Genomic DNA, 26844 nt, shown 5'->3' on the forward strand with positions numbered 1-26844 from the left:
AAACCACGTGAAATCTTAACAGTAACTGCTAAATCTGAAGACGGCACAGTTAAAACTTTCCAAGCTTTAGCTCGTTTCGACTCAGAAGTAGAGGTAGACTACTACCGCCATGGTGGTATCCTACAAATGGTTCTACGCGCAAAAGCTGCTGAGTAATCATCACCATAAAAACCGATCTCTTAGGAGGTCGGTTTTTTATTTATTAAGAGAGTGTTGGATAGAAGTGACCAAAATATGTATAAATAGCACCAAATGACGGATTTAATGGATAATTATAATTTAATTTCCAATGAACCTAGCATTTTTCCAATTCTTTCGCTAAAATTAATAGGTAAGCATTAAATTTACATAAACGGGGGACGATTGATTATGACAAAGAAAAAACATAAGTTTTATACAGCGGCAACAGCTGCAATGGCGGTTACTGCTGTTGCGGTAGTACCTGTATCGGCGGCTAGTCCATTTTCAGATGTGAGTGAGGATTATGCGCATTTTAATAGTATTTCTACATTGCATGCAGCAGACATCATTAATGGTTTTCCAGATGGTACATTTAAGCCTTCAAAGGATGTGACACGTGGACAAGCAGCAAAGATGATAGCAAGTGCTTTTCATCTAACTACAACGGATACGGCTGTCGAGAATCCGAATTTCAAGGATGTCGACTCATCTAGCCCATACTATAAAGCGATTGTTACATTAGTTAATCTTGGCGTTGTACAAGGCTATGAGGATGATACATTCCGTCCAGATGACACAATTACTCGTGGTCAAATGGCAGTAATGGTAGCAGAGGCTGCAGGTTTAACAGCAGAAGGTAAAAGTCCATTCACAGATGTACAGCAAGATAGTCCATTTGCAGATGCAGTAACAGCTCTGTATGAGGCAGGCATTGCGAAGGGTGTTACTGCCACAGAATTTGGTGTAGATAAAAATGTTACTCGTGGTCAGTTAGCAACATTTATTGTGAACGCATTAGGCTTAGCTGAGGATACACAGCCTACAACAGAGGTAAAAGAGGAAGAGCCTAAAGAGGAGCAAGTAACAGAAGAACAACCTACTACAACAAAGGATAGTGCTTTGTTAGAGGAAGTATTTACGAAAACATTAGCCAAGCAAAAAGAGCTAAAAAGCATGAAGGCTACCATGACGATCTCTCAGACAGTAGAGGCAAACGATGGTAAGGAAACCATGAAAATGGATTCTAAAGGCAACATGAAGATGGAAATTGTTACAGAGCCAATGCAATTCTTTGCTGATGGTTCAATGGCTTTAACAGATCCAACAAGTGGTGAAGCGATTAATTTGCCGATTAAAATGTATATGACGGCTAAAGATGGTATGTATATGTATGAGGCAGAACAAAAGGCCTGGGTAAAGTTCCCGAAACAATTATTTGAAGATGTACTGAGCCAAACAGGGATGCAGCCAGATGCAACTGAACAATTGGAGATGCTACAAGCATTTGCCGAAGATTTTACATTAGTAGAATCAGCAAACCGTTATGAATTAACATTAAAAGGCTCTGGCGATAAATTCACAGAGCTAGTGAAGCAGCAGCTTGGCGCAATGGATTTAGGAATGGAAGCGGATCTAGAGGCACAATTAGGCAATATTTCCTTTGATGGTCTCACATATAAATTATTGATTAATAAAGAAACATTCGATGTAGAAGAAATTGCTATGGACATGACATTAAAGATGCAAGTAGAAGGCAATTCGATCAAAACAAGACAGCAAACAACGATCAAATATCATGATTTCAATGCGGTAACGACAATTACGATTCCAAAAGATGTGCTAGACAATGCAAAGGAAATGGATTTGAGTGCATCAGAAACAGCACCAGTAAGTAAATAATACAAAAAGTAGGTTTATGCCAAGTATATTGGTGTAAGCCTACTTTTTTTATGCTTTAGTGGAAGCCCATTAATTCTTTTACTTTCGCTGTGTTTGGAGCAGATGTTAGAGTTTCTAGTAAGCGAAAGGCAACATCAAAGGCTGTTCCTGGATTGGAGGAGGTGATGATATGATCAGTTTGCACAATGCGCTCGTTGACAATTGCTGCACCATAGCCCTTTAGCTGTGCTAAACGTTTACTTGTTGGATGATTATAGGTTGTTGCTTGACGATGCTGAAGAATTCCACTGTGGCCTAAAATAAGAGAAGCTACACAGATTGTTGCAATCGGTTTTTTGTGTTCATCAAAGTGACGAACGACTGCCTGAAATTCCTCGCTAAACGCATCCTCATAAAAACCGGCTTCCTCAAAGCCTCCAGGAATCGCTAATGCATCAAAATCCTCTAATACAATTTCATGAAGCAATTTTTCAGGAGTGACTTTAAAATTCCAGGTGCATTGCAGCTGTTCATGCAGGCCGACCGTAACCACATCTGTTGTACCATCACCTTCCCACTTATTCCAGCCGAGCACATCAGTAAAGACGCTTGCCTCCACCGCTTCAAAGCCATTTGCTAATAGTAACAATATTTTTTTCATGTTTGATTTGCCTCCTTTATTGATATTATTGTAAACAAAAGGGAGAAAAGATTACATACGTTGTATAATGGATTTTAGGTAAAAAACTTTATTTGAAAAGGTATTATGTCATAAATAATTTATTTAGAAAGGTGAAGGACCATGGATCATATTGATACACAAATATTACAGCAGTTACAGCAAAATGCCAAAATCTCTATGAAGGAATTAGCCACTACCGTTCATTTATCCTCTCCTGCCGTTATTGAAAGAATCAGAAAGCTAGAGGAGCAGGGGGTGATTGAGGGCTATCATGCAAAGGTAAATCTGAAAAAGATGGAGCGTACGATTGAAGCCATTATTTTATTTAAGTCCATTGATTGTAAAAGTCTTTCTTCATTTTGTAATGCTCATCCTGATGTTTTGGCATGTTATCGAGTGGCTGGGGAAATTAGCTATATTGTTAAATTAGCGACCTATTCAGTAGAAACATTAGAACAATTTATTGATGCGGCTATGCCCTATGGCACACCTTCTACTAATATCGTGTTATCTTCAACGGAAAAACAAGTGATTACACCATTTGCTGACAATGATTTGGAGTAAATGACAAAAAAAGCAAACCTCGAAGCCGTGAGCACCGTTTATAGGGTAGAGAGGAGGAAGAATGTTGCTAATTCATGAACTGGAAAGAATAATGGAACAGCATACAGAGAGGCTTATTCGTCTTGCCTTTTACTATGTGAGAGATTTACAAAGTGCTGAAGATATCGTACAGGATGTCTTTATTAAGTTCTATGATAATCAGCAAAACTATGAGGAACGCGGGGAGCTAAAGGCGTATTTATCGAAATTAGTTAGTAATCGAAGTAAAGATTATTTACGCAGCTGGACCTATCGGAAAATTCAAGTGCAACAGAAGATTTTTCCGCAGCAAACCGTTATGAGAAGAGATATGCTTGTACAGCAAGATGAACGTACTTTGATTGAAAATGCGATTCTAGCTCTCCCTTTCAAACAGCGAGAGGTCATTATACATTTTTATTTTGAAGAAATGCCTGTGGTAGATATTGCAGAGCTGTTAACGATTCCTGAAAGCACCGTCAAAACAAGGCTACGTCGTGGGCGAGAGTTATTGAAGCTACAATTACAGCATGTTGAATGGGAGGTGCTCCTGCATGAGTAAAATGGATGCTCGCGTAGTAAGGGATTTATCAGAAAGTAAAAAGCGTGTGATGACAAATGTGGTTCAGCATTTACAGCAACGCCATGAAAAAAAATCTGCAAAACGCTGGCCATATGGTGTTTTGGCTATGATTTTAAGTGTCTGCATAGGGCTGTTTATATATCAGCAATATAATGAACAACAACAGCAAGCTTCTACTATTCCACCCGTATTAGATGAGCGGATTTTAGAGCTATATTTACAACTTGATTCTTTTATGAACGGAAAGAATCGTTTATATAAGGCAAGCTTTGATAATTTTTTATATTTTGAATCGACCTTTGCTTATGCGCAATCGAAAAAACTAGTACCTACACAAGAGCAAATAGATAAGGCACTCGAACAGTTCATGCAAGAGTGGAGCTATGAGGATGATACTCGGCCAACTTATGATAAGCTTCTGCAAATGTTGCAAGTCACAAACGAAGGGTTTATAGAGAACTATGGCAAGCCAATTGCCTATAAAATGGCTACATTTGACTTGTTATGGGAGGCAAGCCAAGCCGATTATAAGGATGTAAGTAATCCCATTCGTACATGGCTTGTCGAGCAAGAAGCCATGAATTATTTAGAACAACATTATCATAAAGACCTTGCTTCCTTACGAGAAAAATATAAAATCCCTGAAAAGGACAGCCAAATGAAGCTCATCAGAAGTGGAACCGTCTTAGCGATCAAGGAACATGAATTTTTAGTTGTCTCAGGCGTATTGGCTAGCGAGGTTGGGCAAAAATCTGTCGATGAATTAGTGCAAAAACATAGTAATGGTACATGGTTTCCTCTAGTGGATGTCCCGCAAACACTATCAGTTGGTGATCGAGTAGAAGTTCAATATAGACAGTCGATTGGGAACGATGACGCTCAGCCATTCATTGATTATAAGGATATCGTAGAAATGAAAATAGTAAAGGAATCTCCCTAACAAGAAGCTAGACATTCTCGTGCTATTCAATAGTAAAACATTGCTGAAGAGCTTTTTGATTCAAACCATTCAACAGCCACAATATGCTGATCTCCATCAAAGTATTGCCACTTGTCTCAACGAAATTTTTTAAGATTGTCCACCGTTGACAGACAATTGGTAATTTGCTAAGATGAAGGACAATAAAAGCATACAAATTCGTTGATGAGAAAGAGTAGTGTTTCACTTTGTTCTACAGAGAGCCGACATTTGGTGGAAGTCGGTGTGCAGGTGTTACATGAAAATCCTCTCTGAGAAGATTAGCTGAATGGAGTAAGCTAATCCGGGTGTCTACCGTTAAAAAGAACACGTATGATTGTACGTTGCTGAGTGCTATTGGCCATCGTGTCAATAGAATTAGGGTGGTATTCGCGGTTAACCCCGTCCCTTTTCCTTGGGACGGGGTTTTTTGTATGCCTTTTATACAAATTTGCTTGTATAGGAGGAACTAATATGCAGAAAGAACAAAAGAAAGAAACAACGGTTGAACGAGAAACAAGGATTCGTACATTATGGGCGCAAGAAGGGACCTTTGCAAAATCTGTAAGTAATCGTGCTGAACAGCAGCCCTTTGTATTTTATGAGGGACCCCCAACAGCGAATGGTTTACCACATGTTGGCCATGCATTTGGTAGAACCATAAAAGATGTGGTGGCACGTTATAAAACAATGCAAGGCTATTTAGTTGAACGCAAAGCAGGTTGGGATACACATGGGTTGCCTGTGGAATTAGGGGTAGAAAAGGCATTAGGAATCTCAGGAAAGCAGGAGATTGAGAACTATGGGGTGGAGCAATTTATTCAAGCATGTAAGAAGAGCGTTTTTACCTATGAGCAAAAATGGCGTACTTTTACAGAGCAGCTTGGCTACTGGCTTGACATGGATGATCCTTACCTAACATTAAGTAATGACTATATTGAATCTGTGTGGCATATTTTAAGCCATGTTCACAAGGAAAAACTGTTATACAAAGGACATCGCGTTTCACCTTATTGCCCTAGCTGTCAAACTTCCTTAAGCTCTCATGAGGTGGCACAGGGCTATAAGGATGTTAAGGATTTATCCGTTACTGCAATGTTTAAGCTAGAGGATCGAGACGAATATATCTTAGGCTGGACAACGACGCCTTGGACACTACCAGCCAATGTAGCCTTGGCTATGAATCCTGCTCTTCGATATGTCCGTGTAAGGCATGCAAACAGCATCTATATACTAGCTAAATCGTTGGTATCAAAGGTTTTTTCAGAGCCTGTAGAAATATTAAGTGAGCATGACGGACAGGAGTTTGCAGGTGTTTCCTATCTATCACCATTTTCCTATGTAACCGTCGATAAAGGGCATATCATTGTCATGGCAGATTATGTGACAGAGCATAGTGGAACAGGAATTGTACACATAGCGCCTGCTTATGGAGAGGACGATTATAAAACGGTGCAGCAACATGGCTTGTCCTTTGTCAATGTAGTTGATCTTAAAGGCTGTTATACAGAAGCGGTACCTGAGCTTGTTGGACGATTTGTGAAAGATTGTGATGTCGATATCATTAAAATGCTTGCAGCAAAAGAGCTTTTATTTACTAAAGAAAAATATGAGCATAGCTATCCGCATTGCTGGCGCTGTGATTCACCATTATTGTACTATGCAACAGATAGCTGGTTTATCAAAATGTCGGCATTAAAAGAGCAGCTTTTACAAAATAATCAGCAGGTGACATGGTACCCTACCCATATTAAGGATGGACGATTTGGCAACTTCCTAGAAAACTTAGTGGATTGGAATATTAGTCGTAATCGTTATTGGGGAACACCACTCAATGTGTGGATTTGTCAGGATTGCAATCATGAGGAGGCACCTAACAGTGTTGCAGCGCTACAACAATTAGCCAAAGGAGCTGTCAAAGAACAATTAGAGCTCCATAAGCCATTTATAGATACCATTGTCTGTACCTGTCCTGTCTGCCAGGGCGACATGAAACGTACGCCTGAAGTTATCGATGTTTGGTTTGACAGTGGCTCGATGCCATTTGCCCAACAGCATTATCCTTTTGAAGACGTAGCGAACTTTCATCATCAGTTTCCAGCAGATGTGGTCATTGAGGGCATCGACCAAACGCGAGGATTTTTCTATAGCTTATTAGCAGTATCGACCTTGTTTACAGGAAAACCACCTTATAAAAATGTGCTATCGTTAGGGCATGTACTCGATGAGCATGGACAGAAGATGTCCAAAAGTAAAGGCAATGCATTAGAGCCTGTTGAGTTAATCCAGGAGTATGGAGCAGATGCTCTGCGTTGGGCATTTTTAGTTGATAGCTCACCATGGAATCCAAAGCGTTTTTCGAAGAAAATTGTCTTAGATGCGAAATCTAAGCTGGTGGATACACTCGACAATACGTTTAAATTTTATGACATGTATGCCCAAATCGATAACTTTACGTATGATGCTACAAATACAGGTACACGTTCACAGCTAGATCATTGGATATTGTCCCGCTTACATCACACTATCCAGCTTGTCACAACCTCTATGGATGATTATCAATTTACACAGGCTACAAGGGAAATTGGTCAATTGGTGGAAGAGTTAAGCAATTGGTATATACGTCGTTCACGTGCTAGATTTTGGGCAAATGGAATGACAGCAGATAAACGAGGTGCATTTAGCACACTTTACGAGGCACTGACATCCATTTGTCAATTAATAGCACCGTTTACACCATTTATAGCAGAAGATATCTACCGTCAACTATGTGGAAAAAGTGTTCATCTTGAGGAATATCCAATATTCGACGATCAACTAGTGGATGTGAAGCTTGAACAAGAAATGGCAACGGTCTTAACCGTTGTGGAACTTGGACGTAGTATTCGCAATAGTCAGGGAATAAAGGTCAAGCAGCCTTTAAGTGAACTCATTGTTGCCCTAAAAGGTGAACTGTCGGATTACCAAGCCTATAGCGAACTCATTCAGGATGAGTTAAACATCAAAGCTTGTAGATGGACACATGATTTTTCAGCCTATGAAAGCGTGCATTATAAATTGAATTTTAAAACAGCGGGAGCGGCATTTGGTCCAAAGGTTCATCAAGTAAAAGAGTATGTGTTGTCATTAACAGAGGAAGAGAAACAAAGGCTACAACATCATGAAACTGTGGATCTCATGATGGACGGTCAACAGCTAACATTATTAAGAGAACATGTAATAGCTGAATCAATCGTCAAGGACCATTATATTTTAGCGGAGGATAGCACTTGCCGTGTCTTGATGAATGTTCAACTTACAGAGAGCTTACTACAAGAAGGGCAAATACGAGAATTGATTCGTACTATACAAGATGCACGAAAAAAATGGCAGCTACCAGTGGCGCAATATGTATCGATTGCCTTTAATGGTAGTGCAGGGGTACTTTTCATGATTCAGCAGCACGAAGCTTTATTACAAGAAAATGTATTAGTTAAAGCTATTCATTATGGTGAGCAATGGCCTCATGCAAAATCCATTGAGACGTCATTGTTTAATGAAAAGCTCACTTTATTTGTTACTCTATAAAAGAAAAGCTCAGGGTTACCTCCTGAGCTTTTTCTATGTACGTTAAAATAAGCCACTTGCCAGATAACATGCTGTTGCCCAAATAAAGACGGCGGAGCATTTATTAAATAGTCGCATCAATTTTCCAGAGCCGTCTAGTTTTTTGAACGAGGCGCCAGTCAATGTGAGACCGAAAAACCATAGCCAGGAAATGAACACACAAGCAACAGTGAACATTATTTGCTCGGTTCCACTATATTTTAATGCGCTTGTACCAATAACACCGATTGTATCTAAAATAGCATGTGGATTTAGAAGTGACACAGAGAGTGCGAAGAGAATTTGTTTTTTTATAGGCAATGCTTCGCTATTTTCAGTGTTTGCTGGATTTGAACGCCAAATGCTATAGCCCATGTAAAGTAAAAAGATGATACCAATAGTCATTAAAGTGATACGCAACCATTCAAACTGTAGAACAATTAATGACAGACCGAATACCGCAAGTAGAATAAGCAGTGTATCACAGATCGCAGCAGTCACACCTGCTGGCAAAGCGCGTAATAAACTTGGTTGTGTAGCACCTTGTGAAAAAACAAAAACATTTTGTACACCTAATGGCAAAATGAGTCCAAATGCTAAAATGATCCCATGAAGAAAAGCTTCCAATGACCATTCCTCCTTTCTTTACTTATTTTAGATATGGTATAACTAAAAGAAAACGACCAATTGGATGGTTTTTTATCCACCCAATTTCATTGCATGGAAGGAGAAGGAACATGAGCTGGCAGCCGAATAGACGAAGTGATAATACATTACAGCAGCAGATTGTACAGTGGATAACAGCCAATGTGGAGCGAGGAGACTGGGCAGCAGGGACAAAACTACCTACCCAAAGACAGCTGGCCATGCAGTTCGATGTGAATCGTAGCACAGTTCAGCAGGCTTTGGAGGAATTAAAAGCAATGGGCATTCTTGAAGCAAAGGTAGGCTCTGGTGTTTATGTTACGCACAATTCCTGGCATGCATTAATCCAACAAACACAGCCGAATTGGCAAACTTATATCGAAACAAGCATCCACAAGCCAAACTACCACACCATCCAATTAATTAACGAATACGAACAGCGCGAGGATGTAATTCGTTTAGGAACGGGAGAGCTAGCACCCAGTTTGTTGCCTACCGAGGAAATAGAAGCTTCACTGCGAGAGCTATCCTTTCAACCCAAAGCATTAGGCTACTCTTCGCCACAAGGTAATGATCAGCTTCGTAAAGCTATTTGTAAATATGTTCAAAAAAGAGGCATTCCTGCTGAGCCTCAAAACGTCTGTATTGTTTCAGGTGCACTTCAGGCACTACAATTAATTGCTGTTGGCTTATTAGAGCAAGGGTCTATTGTGTTTCAGGAGCCAACCTCCTATTTAAATTCTGTTCACCCTTTTCAGTCAGTTGGCATGCAAATGATTAGTATTGAACGTGATGTACAGCTTGCTCAAACATTAGCGCAAAGGAAACGAAAGAAACAAGCCGTGTTTTATGCCATTCCTACTTTACATAATCCAACAGGTCATGTATGGACAACACGAGAAAAAGAACAGCTATATGAAGCTTGTCAGGCATCACGGATTCCGATTGTAGAAGATGATGTTTATCATGAATTGCTTTTTGAAGAGGCATCACCGCCGCTTAAGGCCATGGATAATAGCGGACAAGTTCTTTATATTGGCAGCGTCTCTAAAACCTTAAGCCCAGGGCTACGCATTGGCTGGCTCATCGGTCCAACCACTGTCATTGAGCGATTAGCCGATATAAAAATGCAAACAGACTATGGCTCAAGTGCCATTTCTCAGGAAATTGTCCTACATTGGCTGCAATCAGGAAAATATGAAAAGCATCTCGCAGGATTACGTCAACAATTACAGGAGCGAGCCGATTTTACGGAACAGCTTTTAAAGGAGAAGTTTACAGATGTGGCGAATTGGAGCAAACCAAGGGGAGGCTTTTATATTTGGCTCAAGTTTCATGAGCCGCTTGTAGATAAAGACTTCTTTATGAAGCTGTTGCAGCGGCAAGTATTAATCAATCCCGGCTATATCTATGATCCACAAGATCATCATCATATTCGTCTATCCTACGCCTATGCAACCTATGAAGAATTACAGGAAGGCTTACAAATCCTACATGAATGTGCGGTGGAGGCTATTGGACGAAAGAGTAAATAAGGGCTTGTCCTGAAGTTAGGGAAACGAGAGAAGGTTGCTCTAAAATTGATCAAAGAAGTGAGAAACCCGCTCTAAAGTGGTTGAGAAACGATCAAACAAGTAAGGAACCCGCTCCAAAGTAGATGAGAAGTGATCAAACAACTGAAGAACCCGCTCGAAAATTAGCGAAAAGTGATCAATATAGCAAGCTCCTCTCTCAATAAAGTATCTATGCTTAGTAGCCAACCCACTGCCAGAAAAGAAAGAGAATAATCCAAGCTGTGTATCCATACATTTTAGAAGAATAGAAGTATTTTATTTTGATTACAAACATAAAGAGGTGAACGATTGGAAAATTTGCCACCGGGTTATTTTCAGGTGCCTCAGCCTATTCGAGGTGATGGGGCTGGAGGGGTGGATAAGGGGCCACGGGATATTATGAGGGATTTAGAAAATCCTGATATGCTAGTGCCACCAACGACTGATGCGGGTTTGATTCCTAATTTACGATTCTCGTTTTCAGACACGCATATGACCTTAAATCAAGGTGGGTGGTCACGGGAAATTACGGTTCGTGAATTACCGATTGCTACGACTTTGGCGGGTGTGAACATGAGTTTGACACCAGGAGGCGTACGTGAGCTGCACTGGCATCAACAGGCAGAGTGGTCTTATATGCTGCTTGGCCATGCTCGCATTACAGCCGTCGATCAGAATGGTTGTAACTTTATAGCGGATGTGGGACCTGGTGATTTATGGTATTTTCCACCTGGCATTCCTCATTCCATTCAAGGACTTGAGGATGGCTGTGAATTCTTATTAGTATTTGATGATGGGCATTTCTCAGATCTGAACACACTGTCAATTTCAGATTGGTTTGCTCATACGCCAAAAGAAGTGTTATCAGCGAATTTTGGGGTTCCTATTCATGCTTTCGATCACATCCCGAGTGAACAGGTATATATTTATCAGGATCGGGTTCCGGGGCCAATTGATTCTCAGAAAGTGCAATCTCCATATGGTGAGGTTCCGCAAACCTTTAAACATCGTTTGTTGGCACAGCCTCCATTAAAAACACCTGGAGGCAGTGTGCGCATTGTCGATTCGACTAATTTTCCAATTTCTAAAAATATCGCGGCTGCACTGGTGGAAATTGAGCCAGGGGCGATGCGGGAGTTGCATTGGCATCCTAACAACGATGAATGGCAATATTATCTGCAAGGAAAAGGCCGTATGACAGTTTTCACAGGGAATGGAACGGCTCGAACATTTGATTATCGGGCGGGAGATGTTGGCTATGTCCCATTTGCGACGGGGCATTATATTGAAAATACTGGAACAGAGCCATTATGGTTTTTAGAAATGTTTAAAAGTGATCGATTCCAGGATGTGTCCTTAAATCAATGGATGGCGTTAACGCCGACAGAATTGGTGCGAAGTAATTTACAGGTCGGTCCTGAGCTGCTTGAGGCTCTCAGAAAAGAAAAATGGCCGGTTGTAAAATATCCTGGTTTTTCCTATTATCCGAAATAATTAAAGCAGGTGGGAAGTTCTCCACCTGCTTTTTGTTTAATATTGATATTTTTTGCGTGTCATTAGCAAAATAGCGATGGCTGGTATTGTACAAATGAGCATGGCTGCGAAGGACAGACCTGGTGATATTTCGTATAAATAGCCACCTAAAAATGTAAGGATGGCAGTACTTAAGCCCATAGCTAATGCAGAGTATAAACCTTGTGCATTGGGGATTTGTTCCTTTGGTAGCGCTTTTGTTAAGTAGCGAATAAAGGCAAAATGGGCTAATGCAAAGGATAATGCGTGCAAGGTTTGAGAAGCGATAAATACCCAGACATTTGGGAACAAAAAGATAAGTAACCAACGTAGGGAAGAGCCGCTCGCTGCTAAGAGTAATAAGGATGATGAGCGCCATTTCGTCAATAACGTATCAGCCTTCATAAAGTAAAGAATTTCGCAAATAACAGCGATATTAATAATCATACCCATATAGAATGGATCAACCTGTAAATCTTCTAAATAAATATAACCGTAGCTATAATAGGAGGCATGTGCACCCTGTAGCAAGATCACGATGAATAAAACAATCGGGAAGCCTTTGATAGTCCATAGTGTTTTCATCGACAATGATTTTGCACGCTGTTCTTTTGTTGGTACTACGAGTAATTCCTTTGGTGTTGCTAATTGTTGCATAAGTAACATGCCCACCAACCCTATAATCATGCTCCAGAAGATGATGTTCTTTCCAAAAACGCCGGTCAGCATACTAATAATTAAAACAGCGATGACAAAGCCAAATGAACCATAGGAACGGCTTTTACCATAATGAATATTGCCATACTGCACAAGCGTAGCGGCACTGCTTTCCACAGCAGGTAATAGTGCTGGGTAAAAAACACTAAATAAAATGGTCACGATTAATAATGCTGTAAAGCCTGTGCTTGGAATATAGAGCAAGGCAGTTAGCAACGAGCCTATTGCTAAAATTGTAATGAGTCGTTTATTGTGTACGTATTTTGCAAGTGTTGGGAAGAAGAAGAGATTGGATGTGGCACGAGCTAGGAGCCCACAGCCCATCACTACACTTGCCTGCGAGACGGTTAGATGTTTCGCATCCACCAGCCAACCTGTCCAGTAGGGTAAGAAAATGCCCCAAGTGATAAAAAATGTAAAGAAATTCTGAGAAAGCCATCGTTGATTGTTCATATAATTTCCGTACCTCCATTAACTATGTTGAATAATAGCATGTTCATCGCTACAATAATGTGAGATATCTCATATTTTTTATAGGAGAGAGTAAAAAATGCATATTTTAACAGCTGAAGCCCGTACCCATTATCTTGAAAAATATCCGATCGATGATTTTTTCTCATTTGATATCAATCCCTATTTAGAAGTCCGCCAGTTTGACAAGGGGGAGTGGATCTTCCAGGAAGGCTCCTTTCCAGACACCGTGTATTACATGATAGAAGGAAAGGCGAAGCTCTATATGACACATAAAAATGGGAAGGTATCTCTTATTGAATACCTAGAGGCTCCTCTTTTTATGGGGGAAATTGAATTGTTAAATGAGGCTAGGTATACAAAGGGGATACAAACCGTCACCAAAACAATTTGCTATTCGATTACACAGTCATGTAAGGAGAAGTTACTTGCGGATGCTTTGTTTTTACGTAGACTTTGTGTATTTTTAGGGGAAAAAGCGACAAAAATGACATCTAAATATACACAAAATCAGGCCTATCCGCTGGAAAATCGCTTAGCAGCCTTTATCCAATTATCAGCCGACCAAGGTGTCTACAAGGAAAAACATACGGAAATCTGCGAATATTTAGGGGTCTCTTATCGCCATTTACTATATGTCTTGGCACAGTTTTGTGAAGAGAGGATATTGGAAAAGCGTAAGACAGGCTACCAAATTATTGATAAAAATCGTCTCGCACAACTGGCACAGGAAGTACTATGAAAACAACCATTCCATAAAGGTTGTCTATTAGTGCAGATCAGCTGAGGGAATTAATTCAATTTTATAAGTTATAAATTAAAAAGGATTTGACTTCTTTAAATGAAGTCAAATCCATTTTTGTTGTATTCACTTTTTTTAATTAACCAGCGAGCGATATCCTTACCACTATGGTAAAAGTCCACTTCATTTACCTTGTTTTTTTGGATGGAGAGGTCAGGGATGTTTTCTAAAACGTCAAAAGGTAAAACACCGATACATAAATGATTATTTGTTGGAAAATCTCCTTGTTGCTTACTGCCACTTTGTATCGATTCACTATGCTTGTTCATTGAGTTTTGTGTCATATGGAATGCAAGTAGTTCTCCTTGTGCCAATGCTGTCCTTGATGAGTAACCAGTACTTTTCATTCAACATGCCCCCTTTTGTCGTTACAGTTATTGTACAAGACTAAGTGGGAAAATAGCCGTTATTTACAAGGCTTTTACAATAACTTTAAGGTTCATGGAAAATTTAGTGATTTGTAACCGTATTCATACCATTATGGGATAAAAACCATAGAAAACTGATATAAATTCTTTTTAAAAAACTCATACTCAAACTATTGTGAATTTTTCTAACACGAAGTATTATTGTAATTAGATTTAACGTGAAAGTTTTCACAAAGTCGCGAAATCGTTAGGAGGAATTTTTAATGAGTGCAATTCGAGTAGGTATTGTAGGATATGGAAATTTAGGACGTGGTGTGGAGTATGCCATTTCACAAAATCCAGATATGGAATTAGTAGCAGTGTTCACACGACGTGATCCTTCAACAGTAAACGTAGCAAGCAATGCAAGCGTATATTTAGTAGATGACGCTGAAAAATTCCAAAACGACATTGATGTTATGATTTTATGTGGTGGTTCTGCAACAGATTTACCAGAGCAAGGTCCACATTTTGCACAATGGTTTAATACAATTGATAGCTTCGATACACATGCGAAAATTCCTGAATTTTTCGATGCTGTAGATGCAGCGGCACAAAAATCTGGTAAAGTATCTGTTATCTCAGTTGGTTGGGATCCAGGTCTATTCTCTTTAAATCGTCTACTTGGAGAATCAGTATTACCAGTTGGTACAACATATACATTCTGGGGCGATGGCCTAAGTCAAGGACATTCAGATGCTGTTCGTCGTATTGAAGGCGTAAAAAATGCTGTTCAATACACATTACCGATTAAAGAAGCGGTAGAACGAGTTCGTAACGGTGAAAACCCTGAACTAACAACACGTGAAAAACATGCACGTGAATGTTGGGTTGTATTAGAAGAAGGTGCAGATGCAACAAAGGTTGAACAAGAAATTGTCACAATGCCTAACTATTTCGATGAATATGACACAACAGTGAACTTCATTTCTGAAGATGAATTTAAAGCAAATCATACTGGTATGCCACATGGTGGTTTTGTCATTCGCAGTGGTGACAGTGGTGCAAACGATAAACAAATTCTCGAATTCTCATTAAAACTGGACAGTAATCCAAACTTTACATCTAGCGTATTAGTGGCTTTTGCACGTGCAGCACACCGTTTAAGTCAAGCGGGTGATAAAGGGGCGAAAACAGTATTTGATATCCCATTCAGCCTACTTTCGCCAAAATCAGCTGCTGAATTACGTAAAGAATTACTATAAACGTAGCTAATAATCCCGATTATCATTGAGTTGATAATCGGGAATTTTTTTAAGCCTAATTTTTTGCTAAAAGTAATGCTTCCTTTATAGCAAGAATAGCCTTTCTAGTTGCCACTGTTAAATTTTCTTTCATAAATGGTACTAAGTCTTTTGGAATTGCAATAACCACATATCCATACTTCACTCAAATTCCTTCGCTCGGTAAAGCAGTTCCATTATAATCGGAACTCGTATAATCTCTATATTTAAAGGCGGTTCATTTAGCCACTTTCCTTCTCAATTTTAGTAATATAACAGGATACTAAAATTGAGAAGAAAATACCAACTAAATTCAACTTCCATCCCTCAAACAAAAAATGGGGATAAAATCTATAAAAATACATAAAAAATATGGTAAACTGTCAATAATTTAATAATCCGAATTTTTGTAACCTTACAAAATATGGAGGTTATGTTTATATGACAGCAGATATTATTATTCAATCAAAATGTATGGCCCCCAATCCATCCACGCATTGTATTAATAGAGCAACACTAATGCGAACGCTAAAGAAAAGTCATCATCATACTTGTACTTTCTTGCATAGTGGTGCAGGGTACGGTAAAACAACCATTCTAACTCAATTTCTTGCAACCGAATCAAGTACGTTTTCTTGGTATAGTATTTCTGATGAAGATGATAATTTATTACCCTTTTTGAGGCACCTCTTTTTTAGTATACAGCGCGTCGTACCGAATTTTGGTCATACATTTGATGGGTGGAACCAATTATCGCGCTTTCCAAAAATGGATGAGCTCAATCGATGGTATAAGCTTTTTGTCAATTGCCTCTGCGATATAGATGAGCCTCTTCTCATCGTGATTGACGATTTTCACCTAGTAGATCATGTTTTTCCTATTAATTATTTCATGGAAAAAATCATTGAATTTGCTCCACCCAGCATTCATTTTATTTTGGCTTCCAGAACACTACCCAATTGGGATATTATGAGGAAATTAAAGCTACAAAAAAGATGGCTCGTTATAAAAGAGGACGAACTGGCATTTTCAACTGAGGAGATTGAAGTGTTTTTTGAAGAATATGTAGATGTACATTTATCCGAGGCTGAAATGAAAAAAGTATTAGAGATCACTGAAGGCTGGGCCATTAGCATTTCCTTATTGGCAGAGCAATGGCATCATGCTTCGCTAGATCATTGGCTGACGATTCCCACAAATGAGCTATTCACATATTTATCAGAGGAAGTTTATAGTAGGATGACTGCTACTGAGCGGGAGACGATCTTAAAATTAGCGATTTTTCCTACCTTTTCTGCGGAGCTATTGAAAGCATTTTATGGCGCTGAGATTGCGCAAATGCTGAATGCATTAACTCAGCGTCATTTATTTATCCAACCTGTGACAACAGATGGCTTCTATCGTTTTCATGCATTGTTTAGTCGATTTTTAGAAATGAAATGGCGACAGTATCCAACACAACATGCGGACCTTCATAAACAAGCAGCATTGTATTATGTAGAACTTCAAAATATTCAAGCTGTCCTGTATCATGCCTTTAAAACGAATGATCATCATTTTTGCGGAGAGCTCCTACAGCTTCATGCAGAATCAATCGTACGGGCTGGTCAATTTGAGTGGTTGCTAGATAAAATCAATCGATTCACTGTACAGGAAAAAGATAAATTTTATAAATTAAATTATTTTGAGGGTGAATGTCATCGCTACCGAGCTTATTATGAAAAAGCGAAACAATCCTATGAAAAATGTGCAATCCTCGCAAAGCAGCAGCGGGATCACCTATTTATGACAAAGTCACAAGCTGGGATAGCCCATATTTACTTAGACACCATTCAACCTGCTTTAGCAGAGCCATATCTCGAGAAAGCATTAGAGCTAGCGAAACATACACCATTGCGCAAAGAGGAATTACTAGAACTTCAACGGCAATACGCTGAAAATTTAGTGAATCTAGGGAAGGCCAAGGGTGCACAGCTCTTTATGGAGGACGTCGCATTGCCAGAGGATGTCATACAGCGAGCAAATGTTGATGTACGTGTTTTACTACGAACAGGACAACTACGGGAGGCCAAGGAGTTATTAGCGCAGCGACTTGAATTACCGCCTCAGCTTGTTGCAACCCATCGAGAAAGTGAACTGCTAGCAGCTTTCGTTTATGCACTGTTAGGTCAAGGCAAAGAAGCCTGGTATGCTGCCCAGCATGGCATTCGAAGAGGAATAAAAGAGAAGTCTATTTTCATAGAGGCGGTTGGCTATATCAGAAAGGCTCATGCCCTGCTGTTAATGGATTTCCCAGATCATTATGGGGCATGTCAAGCCTATGAAAAAGCGTTGACCCTCATGAATGCCATTAATATTTCTCGTGTGAAGGCGGAGCCATATATGGGGTTAGCCATTGTCAAACATTTGTTAGGAGATATGGTAGCGGCTAAGAAATACTTAGCATTGGGCTTACAGGAAACGGAGCAAGTTCAAGATGCTTGGATGACAGCGCTTATTCTTTTAGCAGAAGTAAAAATAATACTTTCTGAGCAAGAAATAGGGAGAGCGAAGCAATTATTAAAGAAGACACAGCAACTATTTCAGGAGTGCGGTGATCGCAATGGCTTGATGCATGTCTTATTTTATCAATCAATGATTGCCCTAAAAGAGTGTAATAAGAAGCCGTTTCAACAGTATTTTCAACAGTTTGCACAACTATGTGTCTCAAATGGCTATGAATACTTCTTACAAAGGCCAACGATACTTGGTCCGAGCAATCGAATGGTTTTTTACGAGCTATTGCAATTTAGTCAAAAATGCCAGATGGAGCATCCAGCTATATTAGCATTGCAAAATCATTTTCAGGTCGAGGATAGTATTAGTTATCCGCATGATGAAATACAGATGAATCTTTTCGGGAGTTTAAATTTAATTCGTACACAACGAAAGCTAGAAGACAAAGAATGGCAACGTGATAAATCAAAGGAATTATTCGTATATCTCTATTGCCATCGCCATCGCTTTACACCAAAGGAAGAAATAGCACAGGCATTATGGCCAGATCGTAGTGTCGAGTCCTTGGATCGTGATTTTAAGGTGGTGTTAAATACGTTACTTAAAGTGTTGGAGCCGCAACGACATGCAAGACAAGAGAGCTTTTTCATTCAGCGGAAAAATAATATGTATCAGTTACAAAATATTGCTTTTCTCCAAATTGATGTTGAACGTTTTCACTATTATTACAGCTTAGGAATCGACGAATTTGATCCACAGCTGTCCAATGAGTGGCTCTTATTAGCGGAAGCGAGCTATACGGATGCGCTCTATGCGGAAAAAAAGCAAATCGACTGGCTAACGCAGGACCGTGAAAAGCTACAATTTTTATATATCGAAGTCTTAGAACGACTAGCACAAAATGCAACAAGACAACAGCAATATAAAAAAGCCATTTTTTTCGCAGAAAAGATGCTACGCGAGGATGCACTCTGGGAAGAAGCGTATCGCCTGCTCATGTACAGCCACTACCAGCTCCATAATCGTTCTCTTGCCTTAAAATGGTATGAAAAATGTGTCCAGCAATTACAACAGGAGCTAAACACAACCCCGATGGAATCTACCATGACGGTCTATGATTTGATAATGGGGTAATTGGTGTTGTTATTAAGGCTAGGTGAAGTGATTTTGTATTGGATGGGCTTGCTCAAGTGTGGGGAAGTGCGCCATTGATTATGGGAATGCTCATTCATATGAGGAAACCGACTCCAACTGAGAGTAGAGCCGCTCCTAAGTTAATGTGAAAACGCTCCAACAGAGGGGGTGCCCTTCCTAGTCAAAGCGCTCATTCTATGAGGAACTCACTCATAAACTATGTCAATCCGCTCCAACAGTGGGGTAGACAATACTATAAAAATGTAACCTATATGGAGGAACAACAATGCCATTTTGTCAGACAAATAAAGCGAAAATTTACTACGAAATAATTGGAACAGGGATACCTATCATCATGCTACATGGTTTTTCTCCTGATCATCGTTTGATGAAGGGCTGTATGGAGCCTGTTTTTAAAAAACGTGAAGGGTGGAAACGTATTTATCTGGATCTTCCGGGAATGGGAAAAACAACAGACTATTCATCAATTCAAAACTCGGATGAAATGCTAGAAGCGATTATCGAATTGATACACACAATCATTCCACAAGAATCGTACTTGTTGGTTGGTGAATCTTATGGTGGCTATTTAGCGCGCGGTATTATGAGGAAATCAGTGGATCAACTTTTAGGTACTGCCTTTATTTGCCCTCTCATCATTCCTGAAAAAGAACAACGTACGGTGCCACCGCATTGTATTGTACAAGCAGACACCGCTTTTTTATCAACATTAAGTCAGCAGGAGCAAGATGATTTTATGGCTAATCAAGTTGTCTTAGATGCCTATAATTGGGAGCGTTATTCAACAGAGGTGTTGGCAGGGTGTAATCTAGCAGATCAGGCATTTTTAGAAAAAATTCAGCAAAGCTACGGATTTTCCTTTGCCGTTGACGAAAAGTCCTTTGATAAGCCAAGTCTCTTTTTGCTGGGTAAACAAGATTCTGTGGTTGGCTATAAGGACGCGTTATCACTTCTAGAGAAGTTTCCCAGAGCAAGCTTTGCCATTTTAGATAGAGCAGGCCACAATTTGCAGATCGAGCAACCTGAATTGTTTACCGAGCTGATGAGTGAATGGTTGAATCGTGTAGAGGGAGCGATGGATTAAAGTGATACTTGCAAATGATAAATTATTTTTAAGAGAATTCAGACAGCAAGACTGGGTTGATGTGCATAAATATGCCTCTCAGGAGGTTGTTTGTAGGTATCAAACATGGGGACCGAATTCAGAAGAGGATACAAAAGAATTCATTCAGGATGCTCTCGAAGAAGCAACACAAACACCAAGGGAACGATATGTTTTTGCTATTATTCATCAAGAAACATTAATAGGTGCGGTAGAAATCATGATTAGGGATTTTGTAAATGAAATCGGGGAGATTGGCTATATCGTGAACCCTGATTATTGGGGTAAGGGAATAGCAACGCAGAGTGCTAAATTGATGATGACTTTCGGCTTTGAAACATTAAAGCTCCATCGTATTTATGCAACCTGCGACCCTCGAAATATTGGATCATCCAAAGTGTTAGAGAAAATAGGAATGTCAAAGGAAGGAATATTACGTGAAAACATGCTAATGCAAGACGGCGTTTGGCGAGATTCATTATTGTATAGTATGTTGAAACAGGAATGGTTATCATGAAGCGTACGATTAAAAGTCATCTTTATTTAGGGGTATAAAGCTATGCAGAAGGAAAAGAGCAATAAGAATCCGATGTATCACTGCAATTAAATGCAGTAGGGAAAGAGAAACGAATTATAGGAAAAAAATAGATGTGGACTCTAAAAAGCAAGAATGTTGATTTCTAAACATTCTTGCCTTTTTGTTTTAAGAAATGTTGTTTAGTTGCCATTCTGCTTCGCTCCATTTTCGGGACAGAGCTAGGTGGCTCATATTTGAGCCATCTAGCTTGTAACTAATTTGTAACTGGACTTTTATATAGTGTTGTCATAGCAAGAAAGCGCTTTCTAGGGAGCTTATTTTGAAGGGGGATATGGGATGAGGAAGCAGTGGTATTGGTTTCTTTTAGTGATGTTGGCTGTGGTGTTGGTGGCTTGTAATGGGGATACGAAAGACGGCGCAACGGAAGCGGATTCTTCTGATGGGGAGACGAAGGCGGTTACTGCGGAAGGCGGCACAATTAAGATTGGTGTACTTGCATCGTTAACTGGGGCGCTTGAGTCATATGGGAAGCAGACGCAGCGAGGATTTGATTTAGGAATTGAGTATGCAACAGGCGGCACGATGGAGGTCAATGGTAAGAAAATAGAAATTGTATATGAGGATACCGAAACAAAGCCAGAGGTGGCTGTGCAAAAAGCGACAAAGCTTTTAGAAGATGATCAGGTTGATTTTTTAGTCGGCTCTTCAAGCTCGGGTGATACGCTCGCTGTTCTACCACTTGCCGAGGAGTATGAAAAAATTATGGTGGTAGAGCCTGCAGTGGCTGACAGTATTACAGGTTCAGAGTTCAATGAGTATATTTTCCGAACAGGTCGTAATTCATCACAGGATGCCTATGCGGCAGCAGCGGCTATTGCAGGCAAAGGTGTGAAGATTGCTACATTTGCGCCAGATTATTCGTTTGGCTGGGATGGTGTGAATGCCTTTAAAACGGCAGCGGAGAAATTAGGGGCTGAAATTGTACTAGAGGAGTATGCAGATCCTGCTGCAACAGATTTTACTTCCAATTTGCAAAAAGTGATTGATGCGAAGCCAGACTATTTGTTTGTGGTTTGGGCGGGGGCAAATTCACCATGGAATCAAATTGCAGATCTTAAAATTCAAGAAAAGGGCATTAAAATTTCGACGGGTGCGCCGGATATTATTGCGCTTCAATTTATGAACCCATTGGTTGGGATGGAAGGCTTCTCGGTGTATTATCATACACTTCCTCAAAATGATGTCAATGAATGGTTAGTAGATGAACATCAAAAACGTTTCAATGAAGTGCCCGACTTATTTACGCCTGGCGGCATGTCTGCGGCGATTGCTATTGTGGAGGCATTGAAACAATCGGATGGGGATGCAGACGCCAACAAGTTAATCGACGTTATGGAAGGTATGTCCTTTGAAACACCAAAAGGGACAATGACATTCCGTGAAGAGGATCACCAGGCTCTACAATCCATGTATTCGATTCGCTTAGAGCAACAAGATGGTGTGGATTATCCAGTACCAGTACTTATTCGGGAGCTTAGTCCTGAAGAGACAGCACCGCCCGTTATGAATTAAAGAATTGAGAGGCAGCATAGCTGTCTCTCTACATAAATGTGAGAAGGAAGGGAGTAGAGAATGGAGCCTATATTATATACAGATAATTTAACAATTCGTTTTGGGGGACATACGGCTGTAGATGGCGTTAATTTTCAAATGCCTGAGAAGCATTTAAAGTCCATTATTGGGCCGAATGGTGCTGGGAAAACAACCTTCTTTAATTTGATTAGTGGTGAGCTAAAGCCAACTGCGGGTGATGTTTATTTTAAAGGGCAATCACTTGCACAAAAGTCGGCCATTGAAAGAACTCGAATAGGATTGGGACGATCTTTTCAGATTACCAATGTTTTTCCAAACTTAACGGTTCTCGAAAATGTTCGTTTAGCCGTCCAATCCAAGGAGAGAATTCGTTATCAGCTATTCCGCCATTACAAAAGCTATCAGGCGATTACGGACAAAGCGGAGGAGTTATTGGCACTTGTGTTACTCGACAATAAACGAGATGCCCTGACAACAATGCTATCCCATGGAGAGAAAAGAAAGCTTGAGATTGCCATGCTACTCGCGTTAGATACAGAAATTCTACTGCTCGATGAACCAACTGCAGGGATGTCATTAGAGGAAGTACCTACGATTTTAGAAATTATTCGAAGCATAAAACAGCAGGGGGATAAAACCATTTTGCTCATTGAACACAAAATGGATATGATTTTGGATTTATCGGATTCTATTATGGTGTTGTTCAATGGTCAGCTATTAGCAGATGGCTCACCAGAGGAAATTATGAATAATGATACTGTGCAACATGCATATTTAGGAGGGCTGTACGATGACCACCTTACTGACATTAAATGAGGTTCACACGCATATTGGTCAATATCATATTTTGCAGGGCGTTAATTTTGAAGCGAAGGAGGGGCAGGTTACGGTACTGCTCGGACGCAATGGCGCAGGGAAAACGACCACCCTGAAAACAATAATGGGTTTAACGCCTGCAACAAAGGGTGACATTGCCTTTCGCTCCCAATCGATTAAAAAAAGTCCTACCTATAAGGTGGCGAAATTAGGAATCGGCTATGTACCTGAAAATCAAGGGATTTTTGCAGATTTAACGGTAGAGGAAAACATGAAGGTAGCGATGCGCAAGGAGGATACAGCCACATTAGAGCGACAGCAATATGTGCTAGAGCTGTTTCCTGATTTAAAGAAGTTTTGGAAAAAGGCTGGTGGGCATTTATCGGGTGGTCAAAAGCAAATGCTGTCCATGGCAAGAGCCTTTATCAATGATAGCCAATTAATATTGATAGATGAGCCTTCCAAGGGACTTGCTCCGATAGTTGTGGAAAAAGTGATGGAAGCGATTGTGGAAATGAAAAAGAAAACGTCCATTGTTCTAGTGGAGCAAAACTTTATAATGGCTAGTCGAATTGGTGATACCTATACATTAATCGATGATGGTAGAACAGTAAATTCGGGCAATATGCAGGATTTGATTGATGATGAAGAGCTAAAACGCAAGTATCTTGGCATTGGATAGAGGGGGGTGACTATCATTGGAGCTATTGGTCAATTTAATTATTAATGGCTTGGCCACTGGGATGTTAATTTTTCTGCTAGCAGCTGGTTTGACATTAATTTTCGGTTTAATGGATGTATTGAATTTTGCGCATGGTGGGCTATTTGTTTGGGGGGCCTATGCGGGCATCTTTACCTATATGTTGACAGAAAGTTTTATCGTTGGGATTATAGGCGCGATTGTGACCGGAGCGTTGCTTGGACTGCTGACAGAGAAATTCATTATTACGCCTGTTTACGGCAATCATATTCAGCAAATTTTAATTACCTTAGGGCTGATGCTCGTGTTGCAGGAGCTTATTAAGGTGGTCTTTGGACCAAATGGGGTGGCAGTAAAAACACCAAGTTATTTAGCAGGTAGCTGGGAAATTGGTGATGTGATCATCATTAAATATCGTTTATTTATTATTGTCATAGGGTTTGTGATTTTTGGTATTTTCCAATACATGCTGAAGCGTACGAAGATTGGCTTGATCGTTCGGGCTGGGGTGCAGGATAAGGAAATGGCGCAGGCTCTCGGTATTCATATTAAGCGTGTATTTTTATACGTCTTTATGGTGGGCGCTGCTCTGGCGGCACTTAGTGGGATGTTGATGGCTCCCTATTCAGGTGTGATTTATGCGGAAATGGGCATGGAGTATGCCATTTTAGGCTTTATTGTTGTGGTAATTGGCGGTATGGGTAGTTTTTCCGGCTCCCTGCTTGCAGCGATTTTAGTAGGGCTAGCAGGTAGCTTTATGGCTTATTATGTCCCTGTGCTGTCACTGGCGGTCAATATGATTTTAATGGCCATCGTTTTAATTTTCCGTCCTCAGGGGCTGTTTGCGATGCGAAAGGAGCGGACATCATGAACAACAAAATATCTTTACGCGCTTTCGCTTTTTTCCTGTTACTTGTCATTTTTATTATCCTTCCTTTTGTCAATGATTCAAGGACACTACTTATTTTACTCACACAAATCTTTATTTTTGGGATATTGGCAATGAGCTATGATATTTTACTAGGCTATACAGGCATCGTCTCCTTTGGGCACGCCATGTTCTTCGGCATAGGTGCCTACACAACAGCAGTCATGCTTAAGCAGATGGATCACACACTCTTGATCTTTGTACTGTCCATCGTGATTGGTATGATACTAGCAGGCTTCATTAGCTTTTTAGTAGGTTTATTAACCTTACGCTTAAAAAGTCATTTTTTTGCGATGCTGACGCTAGCCTTTTCGGGGTTATTTTTAGTCTTAGCTGAAAAGTGGCGCTCTGTTACGTATGGCAATGATGGCTTTACATTCAGAGCACCTGATCTATTTAGAGATCGAATGACCTTCTATTTCTTTGTGCTAGCAAGCTTGGTTGTCATCTTTTTGGCGCTCTACCGCTTTGTTAATTCACCAACAGGCCGTATTTTAATTGCCGTTCGTGAAAATGAACAGCGGACCAAATCATTAGGTTTTAATACGTTGCATTATAAAGTCATTGCCTCAGTTGTGGCAGGCATTGTAGCAAGTTTTGCTGGCTCCTTATATGCAGTGTCATTGCGCTTCGTTAATACGAGTGTGATGGCCATGGATATTACGCTGGATGCATTGTTAATGACGATTATCGGTGGGGTTGGTACTTTAGTGGGGCCGTTATTAGGCTCGGCGGTCATTGAATATGCGCAACATGCACTGTCGGGGCTTGCACGAGATTATCCTATTTTCGAACGTTGGATTATCTTCTTCGGGATTCTCTATATTTTAGCCGTTATCTTCTTCCCAAAAGGTATTATTGGCTCATTAAGATTGCTCTTTTGGAAGTGGCGAGGAAGGCTAAAGCAAAGAAAAACGACAGGTCCCTTGCCTCAGGAAAAGGAGCGATTTGAATGACAGTTGGTATTGTTAGTACAGGTATTTATCTACCTCAACAGAAGATGGCGTCGCAGGAAATTGCGGCTCTTTCCAATATTCCTGAGGCCATTATCCGTCAAAAAATGGGCATTCATGAAAAGCCAATTCCTGATAAGTCTGATCATACCGTGCAAATGGGTATATGGGCAGCACAGGAGGCGATTCAAAAAGCGAATATAGACCCTAAGGATATTGATGTTGTCATCTATATGGGGGAGGAGCATAAGGAATATCCACTTTGGACAGCCTCCATTAAAATGCAGGAGGAGCTTGGTGCTGTGAATGCATGGGCATTTGATGTGCAATTACGCTGCGGCACTACAATCATGGCGTTGAAAGTGGCGAAAAGCCTAATGGCCTCAGATGACACGATACGAACCATTCTGTTAGCAGGTGGTTATCGCAATGTTGATTTTATCGATTACAGCAATCCACGAACGCGCTTTATGTACAATTTAGCGGCTGGTGGAGGGGCCATGTTATTACAAAAAAACTATGAAAAAAATTTGCTACTAGAGGCAGATATTATAACGGATGGTTCTTTCTCAGAGGATGTAGTCGTGCCAGTCGGGGGAACGAAAAATCCATTAACCCCAACCCATTTAACCGAAAATTTATATAAGCTTGACGTTTTGGACCCCATTGGGATGAAGGAGCGGCTAGAACAAAAATCTTTAAGCAATTTTTTGAAGGTCATTCGCAGTTCTTTAGCGAAAAGTGGATACAGTGACGATCAGCTAGATTATTTAGCGATGTTGCACATGAAAAGATCTGCACATGATTATATTTTAACGGAGCTTGGCTTACAGCAGGAGCAGTCTATTTATTTGCAAGACTATGGACATATTGGTCAGATCGATCAAATATTGTCCCTACAGCTAGCACAGGAGCAAAACCAAATTCAAGCAGGCAATATTGTGACGCTTGTTAGTGCTGGCATTGGCTATGTATGGGGAGCTATCACAATACGTTGGGGATAA

At 40.2% G+C, this 26844-nt stretch carries 23 protein-coding genes and 1 other annotated feature; of the genes, 18 read left to right on the top strand and 5 right to left on the bottom strand.

Annotation, left to right across the window (positions count from 1 at the left end; all coding sequences use genetic code 11):
• Positions 1-369 precede the first annotated feature (369 nt).
• Complete coding sequence (locus tag B3D98_RS08100; protein WP_048393125.1) at positions 370-1860, top strand: S-layer homology domain-containing protein; 1491 nt, start codon at positions 370-372, stop codon at positions 1858-1860.
• Positions 1861-1915: 55 nt separating this feature from the next.
• On the opposite strand, the gene B3D98_RS08105 is transcribed toward B3D98_RS08100, so the two are convergent.
• Positions 1916-2500 (bottom strand): DJ-1/PfpI family protein, encoded by a 585-nt coding sequence (locus B3D98_RS08105; RefSeq protein ID WP_054550256.1) that lies wholly within the window; start codon positions 2498-2500, stop codon positions 1916-1918.
• A gap of 141 nt (positions 2501-2641) precedes the next feature.
• On the opposite strand from B3D98_RS08105, the gene B3D98_RS08110 reads away from it, so the two are divergent.
• From B3D98_RS08110 to ileS, 4 genes are all read left to right on the top strand, one after another.
• Complete coding sequence (locus B3D98_RS08110; protein WP_048393120.1) at positions 2642-3085, top strand: Lrp/AsnC family transcriptional regulator; 444 nt, start codon at positions 2642-2644, stop codon at positions 3083-3085.
• Between the two features lie 64 nt (positions 3086-3149).
• Complete coding sequence (locus tag B3D98_RS08115; RefSeq protein ID WP_081011042.1) at positions 3150-3665, top strand: sigma-70 family RNA polymerase sigma factor; 516 nt, start codon at positions 3150-3152, stop codon at positions 3663-3665.
• Complete coding sequence (locus tag B3D98_RS08120) at positions 3658-4626, top strand: DUF3221 domain-containing protein (RefSeq protein ID WP_288582267.1); 969 nt, start codon at positions 3658-3660, stop codon at positions 4624-4626. Before B3D98_RS08115 ends, B3D98_RS08120 begins: the two co-directional genes overlap by 8 nt.
• 192 nt (positions 4627-4818) lie before the next feature.
• Positions 4819-5057 (top strand) — a binding site (T-box leader).
• A 61-nt stretch (positions 5058-5118) separates the two neighbouring features.
• On the top strand, positions 5119-8211 hold the full coding sequence (gene ileS / locus B3D98_RS08125) for an isoleucine--tRNA ligase (RefSeq protein ID WP_288582269.1): 3093 nt from the start codon (positions 5119-5121) through the stop codon (positions 8209-8211).
• Between the two features lie 42 nt (positions 8212-8253).
• Here the strand turns inward: ileS and B3D98_RS08130 are convergent, their stop codons facing one another.
• On the bottom strand, positions 8254-8856 hold the full coding sequence (locus tag B3D98_RS08130; RefSeq protein ID WP_054550253.1) for a LysE/ArgO family amino acid transporter: 603 nt from the start codon (positions 8854-8856) through the stop codon (positions 8254-8256).
• A gap of 110 nt (positions 8857-8966) precedes the next feature.
• On the opposite strand from B3D98_RS08130, the gene B3D98_RS08135 reads away from it, so the two are divergent.
• Together B3D98_RS08135 and B3D98_RS08140 are read left to right on the top strand one after the other, a co-directional pair.
• The gene (locus B3D98_RS08135; protein ID WP_048393111.1) at positions 8967-10409 is read left to right on the top strand and encodes a PLP-dependent aminotransferase family protein; all 1443 of its coding nucleotides are present in this window, start codon (positions 8967-8969) and stop codon (positions 10407-10409) included.
• 327 nt (positions 10410-10736) lie between these two features.
• Positions 10737-11921: an oxalate decarboxylase family bicupin gene (locus B3D98_RS08140; protein WP_054550252.1), complete on the top strand. Its 1185-nt coding sequence runs from the start codon at positions 10737-10739 to the stop codon at positions 11919-11921.
• Positions 11922-11957: 36 nt separating this feature from the next.
• Here the strand turns inward: B3D98_RS08140 and B3D98_RS08145 are convergent, their stop codons facing one another.
• Positions 11958-13109 carry an MFS transporter gene (locus B3D98_RS08145; protein ID WP_048393107.1) on the bottom strand — a complete coding sequence of 384 codons (1152 nt, stop codon included), beginning with the start codon at positions 13107-13109 and terminating at the stop codon, positions 11958-11960.
• Positions 13110-13206: 97 nt separating this feature from the next.
• On the opposite strand from B3D98_RS08145, the gene yeiL reads away from it, so the two are divergent.
• Complete coding sequence (gene yeiL / locus B3D98_RS08150; RefSeq protein WP_279495168.1) at positions 13207-13869, top strand: transcriptional regulator YeiL; 663 nt, start codon at positions 13207-13209, stop codon at positions 13867-13869.
• A 95-nt stretch (positions 13870-13964) separates the two neighbouring features.
• Here yeiL and B3D98_RS08155 read toward each other — a convergent pair whose 3' ends face one another.
• Positions 13965-14276 carry a hypothetical protein gene (locus B3D98_RS08155; RefSeq protein ID WP_288582279.1) on the bottom strand — a complete coding sequence of 104 codons (312 nt, stop codon included), beginning with the start codon at positions 14274-14276 and terminating at the stop codon, positions 13965-13967.
• A gap of 284 nt (positions 14277-14560) precedes the next feature.
• Between B3D98_RS08155 and B3D98_RS08160 the strand changes: the two genes are divergently transcribed.
• Positions 14561-15541 carry a diaminopimelate dehydrogenase gene (locus B3D98_RS08160; RefSeq protein WP_281216375.1) on the top strand — a complete coding sequence of 327 codons (981 nt, stop codon included), beginning with the start codon at positions 14561-14563 and terminating at the stop codon, positions 15539-15541.
• A gap of 55 nt (positions 15542-15596) precedes the next feature.
• Here B3D98_RS08160 and B3D98_RS08165 read toward each other — a convergent pair whose 3' ends face one another.
• Positions 15597-15725 carry a hypothetical protein gene (locus B3D98_RS08165; RefSeq protein ID WP_009371726.1) on the bottom strand — a complete coding sequence of 43 codons (129 nt, stop codon included), beginning with the start codon at positions 15723-15725 and terminating at the stop codon, positions 15597-15599.
• Between the two features lie 275 nt (positions 15726-16000).
• Here B3D98_RS08165 and B3D98_RS08170 point away from each other — a divergent pair, with 275 nt between their 5' ends.
• The 9 genes from B3D98_RS08170 (at position 16001) to B3D98_RS08210 (ending at position 26844) form a co-directional block, all read left to right on the top strand.
• Positions 16001-19189 carry a BTAD domain-containing putative transcriptional regulator gene (locus B3D98_RS08170; protein ID WP_288582282.1) on the top strand — a complete coding sequence of 1063 codons (3189 nt, stop codon included), beginning with the start codon at positions 16001-16003 and terminating at the stop codon, positions 19187-19189.
• Positions 19190-19475: 286 nt separating this feature from the next.
• On the top strand, positions 19476-20294 hold the full coding sequence (locus B3D98_RS08175) for an alpha/beta fold hydrolase (RefSeq protein ID WP_216486807.1): 819 nt from the start codon (positions 19476-19478) through the stop codon (positions 20292-20294).
• A 1-nt stretch (position 20295) separates the two neighbouring features.
• On the top strand, positions 20296-20829 hold the full coding sequence (locus B3D98_RS08180; protein WP_288582285.1) for a GNAT family N-acetyltransferase: 534 nt from the start codon (positions 20296-20298) through the stop codon (positions 20827-20829).
• A gap of 357 nt (positions 20830-21186) precedes the next feature.
• The gene (locus B3D98_RS08185) at positions 21187-22422 is read left to right on the top strand and encodes a substrate-binding domain-containing protein (RefSeq protein ID WP_048393095.1); all 1236 of its coding nucleotides are present in this window, start codon (positions 21187-21189) and stop codon (positions 22420-22422) included.
• Between the two features lie 60 nt (positions 22423-22482).
• Entirely contained in the window at positions 22483-23259 is a 777-nt protein-coding gene (locus tag B3D98_RS08190; RefSeq protein ID WP_288582290.1) for an ABC transporter ATP-binding protein, read from the top strand.
• Positions 23234-23941, top strand: coding sequence for an ABC transporter ATP-binding protein (locus tag B3D98_RS08195; protein WP_054550244.1), 708 nt, complete (start codon positions 23234-23236; stop codon positions 23939-23941). Before B3D98_RS08190 ends, B3D98_RS08195 begins: the two co-directional genes overlap by 26 nt.
• Before the next feature lie 16 nt (positions 23942-23957).
• Positions 23958-24830: a branched-chain amino acid ABC transporter permease gene (locus B3D98_RS08200; RefSeq protein ID WP_004227888.1), complete on the top strand. Its 873-nt coding sequence runs from the start codon at positions 23958-23960 to the stop codon at positions 24828-24830.
• Positions 24827-25843 carry a branched-chain amino acid ABC transporter permease gene (locus tag B3D98_RS08205; protein ID WP_048393091.1) on the top strand — a complete coding sequence of 339 codons (1017 nt, stop codon included), beginning with the start codon at positions 24827-24829 and terminating at the stop codon, positions 25841-25843. The genes B3D98_RS08200 and B3D98_RS08205 overlap by 4 nt, the downstream gene beginning before the upstream one ends.
• The gene (locus tag B3D98_RS08210) at positions 25840-26844 is read left to right on the top strand and encodes a 3-oxoacyl-ACP synthase (protein ID WP_288582300.1); all 1005 of its coding nucleotides are present in this window, start codon (positions 25840-25842) and stop codon (positions 26842-26844) included. Before B3D98_RS08205 ends, B3D98_RS08210 begins: the two co-directional genes overlap by 4 nt.

This window comes from Lysinibacillus sp. UBA5994, assembly GCF_002429725.1.
GTDB classification, from domain to species: domain Bacteria; phylum Bacillota; class Bacilli; order Bacillales_A; family Planococcaceae; genus Lysinibacillus; species Lysinibacillus capsici.

What these genes read in the sequence shown, in the direction of transcription:
- B3D98_RS08100 (WP_048393125.1), top strand. Translation starts at nt 370, where the DNA reads ATGACAAAGAAAAAACATAAGTTTTATACAGCGGCAACAGCTGCAATG.
- B3D98_RS08120 (WP_288582267.1), top strand. Translation starts at nt 3,658, where the DNA reads ATGAGTAAAATGGATGCTCGCGTAGTAAGGGATTTATCAGAAAGTAAA.
- B3D98_RS08110 (WP_048393120.1), top strand. Translation starts at nt 2,642, where the DNA reads ATGGATCATATTGATACACAAATATTACAGCAGTTACAGCAAAATGCC.
- B3D98_RS08190 (WP_288582290.1), top strand. Translation starts at nt 22,483, where the DNA reads ATGGAGCCTATATTATATACAGATAATTTAACAATTCGTTTTGGGGGA.
- B3D98_RS08175 (WP_216486807.1), top strand. Translation starts at nt 19,476, where the DNA reads ATGCCATTTTGTCAGACAAATAAAGCGAAAATTTACTACGAAATAATT.
- B3D98_RS08145 (WP_048393107.1), bottom strand. Translation starts at nt 13,109, where the DNA reads ATGAACAATCAACGATGGCTTTCTCAGAATTTCTTTACATTTTTTATC.
- B3D98_RS08135 (WP_048393111.1), top strand. Translation starts at nt 8,967, where the DNA reads ATGAGCTGGCAGCCGAATAGACGAAGTGATAATACATTACAGCAGCAG.
- B3D98_RS08205 (WP_048393091.1), top strand. Translation starts at nt 24,827, where the DNA reads ATGAACAACAAAATATCTTTACGCGCTTTCGCTTTTTTCCTGTTACTT.
- B3D98_RS08105 (WP_054550256.1), bottom strand. Translation starts at nt 2,500, where the DNA reads ATGAAAAAAATATTGTTACTATTAGCAAATGGCTTTGAAGCGGTGGAG.
- B3D98_RS08210 (WP_288582300.1), top strand. Translation starts at nt 25,840, where the DNA reads ATGACAGTTGGTATTGTTAGTACAGGTATTTATCTACCTCAACAGAAG.
- B3D98_RS08195 (WP_054550244.1), top strand. Translation starts at nt 23,234, where the DNA reads ATGACCACCTTACTGACATTAAATGAGGTTCACACGCATATTGGTCAA.
- ileS (WP_288582269.1), top strand. Translation starts at nt 5,119, where the DNA reads ATGCAGAAAGAACAAAAGAAAGAAACAACGGTTGAACGAGAAACAAGG.
- B3D98_RS08155 (WP_288582279.1), bottom strand. Translation starts at nt 14,276, where the DNA reads ATGAAAAGTACTGGTTACTCATCAAGGACAGCATTGGCACAAGGAGAA.
- B3D98_RS08160 (WP_281216375.1), top strand. Translation starts at nt 14,561, where the DNA reads ATGAGTGCAATTCGAGTAGGTATTGTAGGATATGGAAATTTAGGACGT.
- B3D98_RS08185 (WP_048393095.1), top strand. Translation starts at nt 21,187, where the DNA reads ATGAGGAAGCAGTGGTATTGGTTTCTTTTAGTGATGTTGGCTGTGGTG.
- yeiL (WP_279495168.1), top strand. Translation starts at nt 13,207, where the DNA reads ATGCATATTTTAACAGCTGAAGCCCGTACCCATTATCTTGAAAAATAT.
- B3D98_RS08170 (WP_288582282.1), top strand. Translation starts at nt 16,001, where the DNA reads ATGACAGCAGATATTATTATTCAATCAAAATGTATGGCCCCCAATCCA.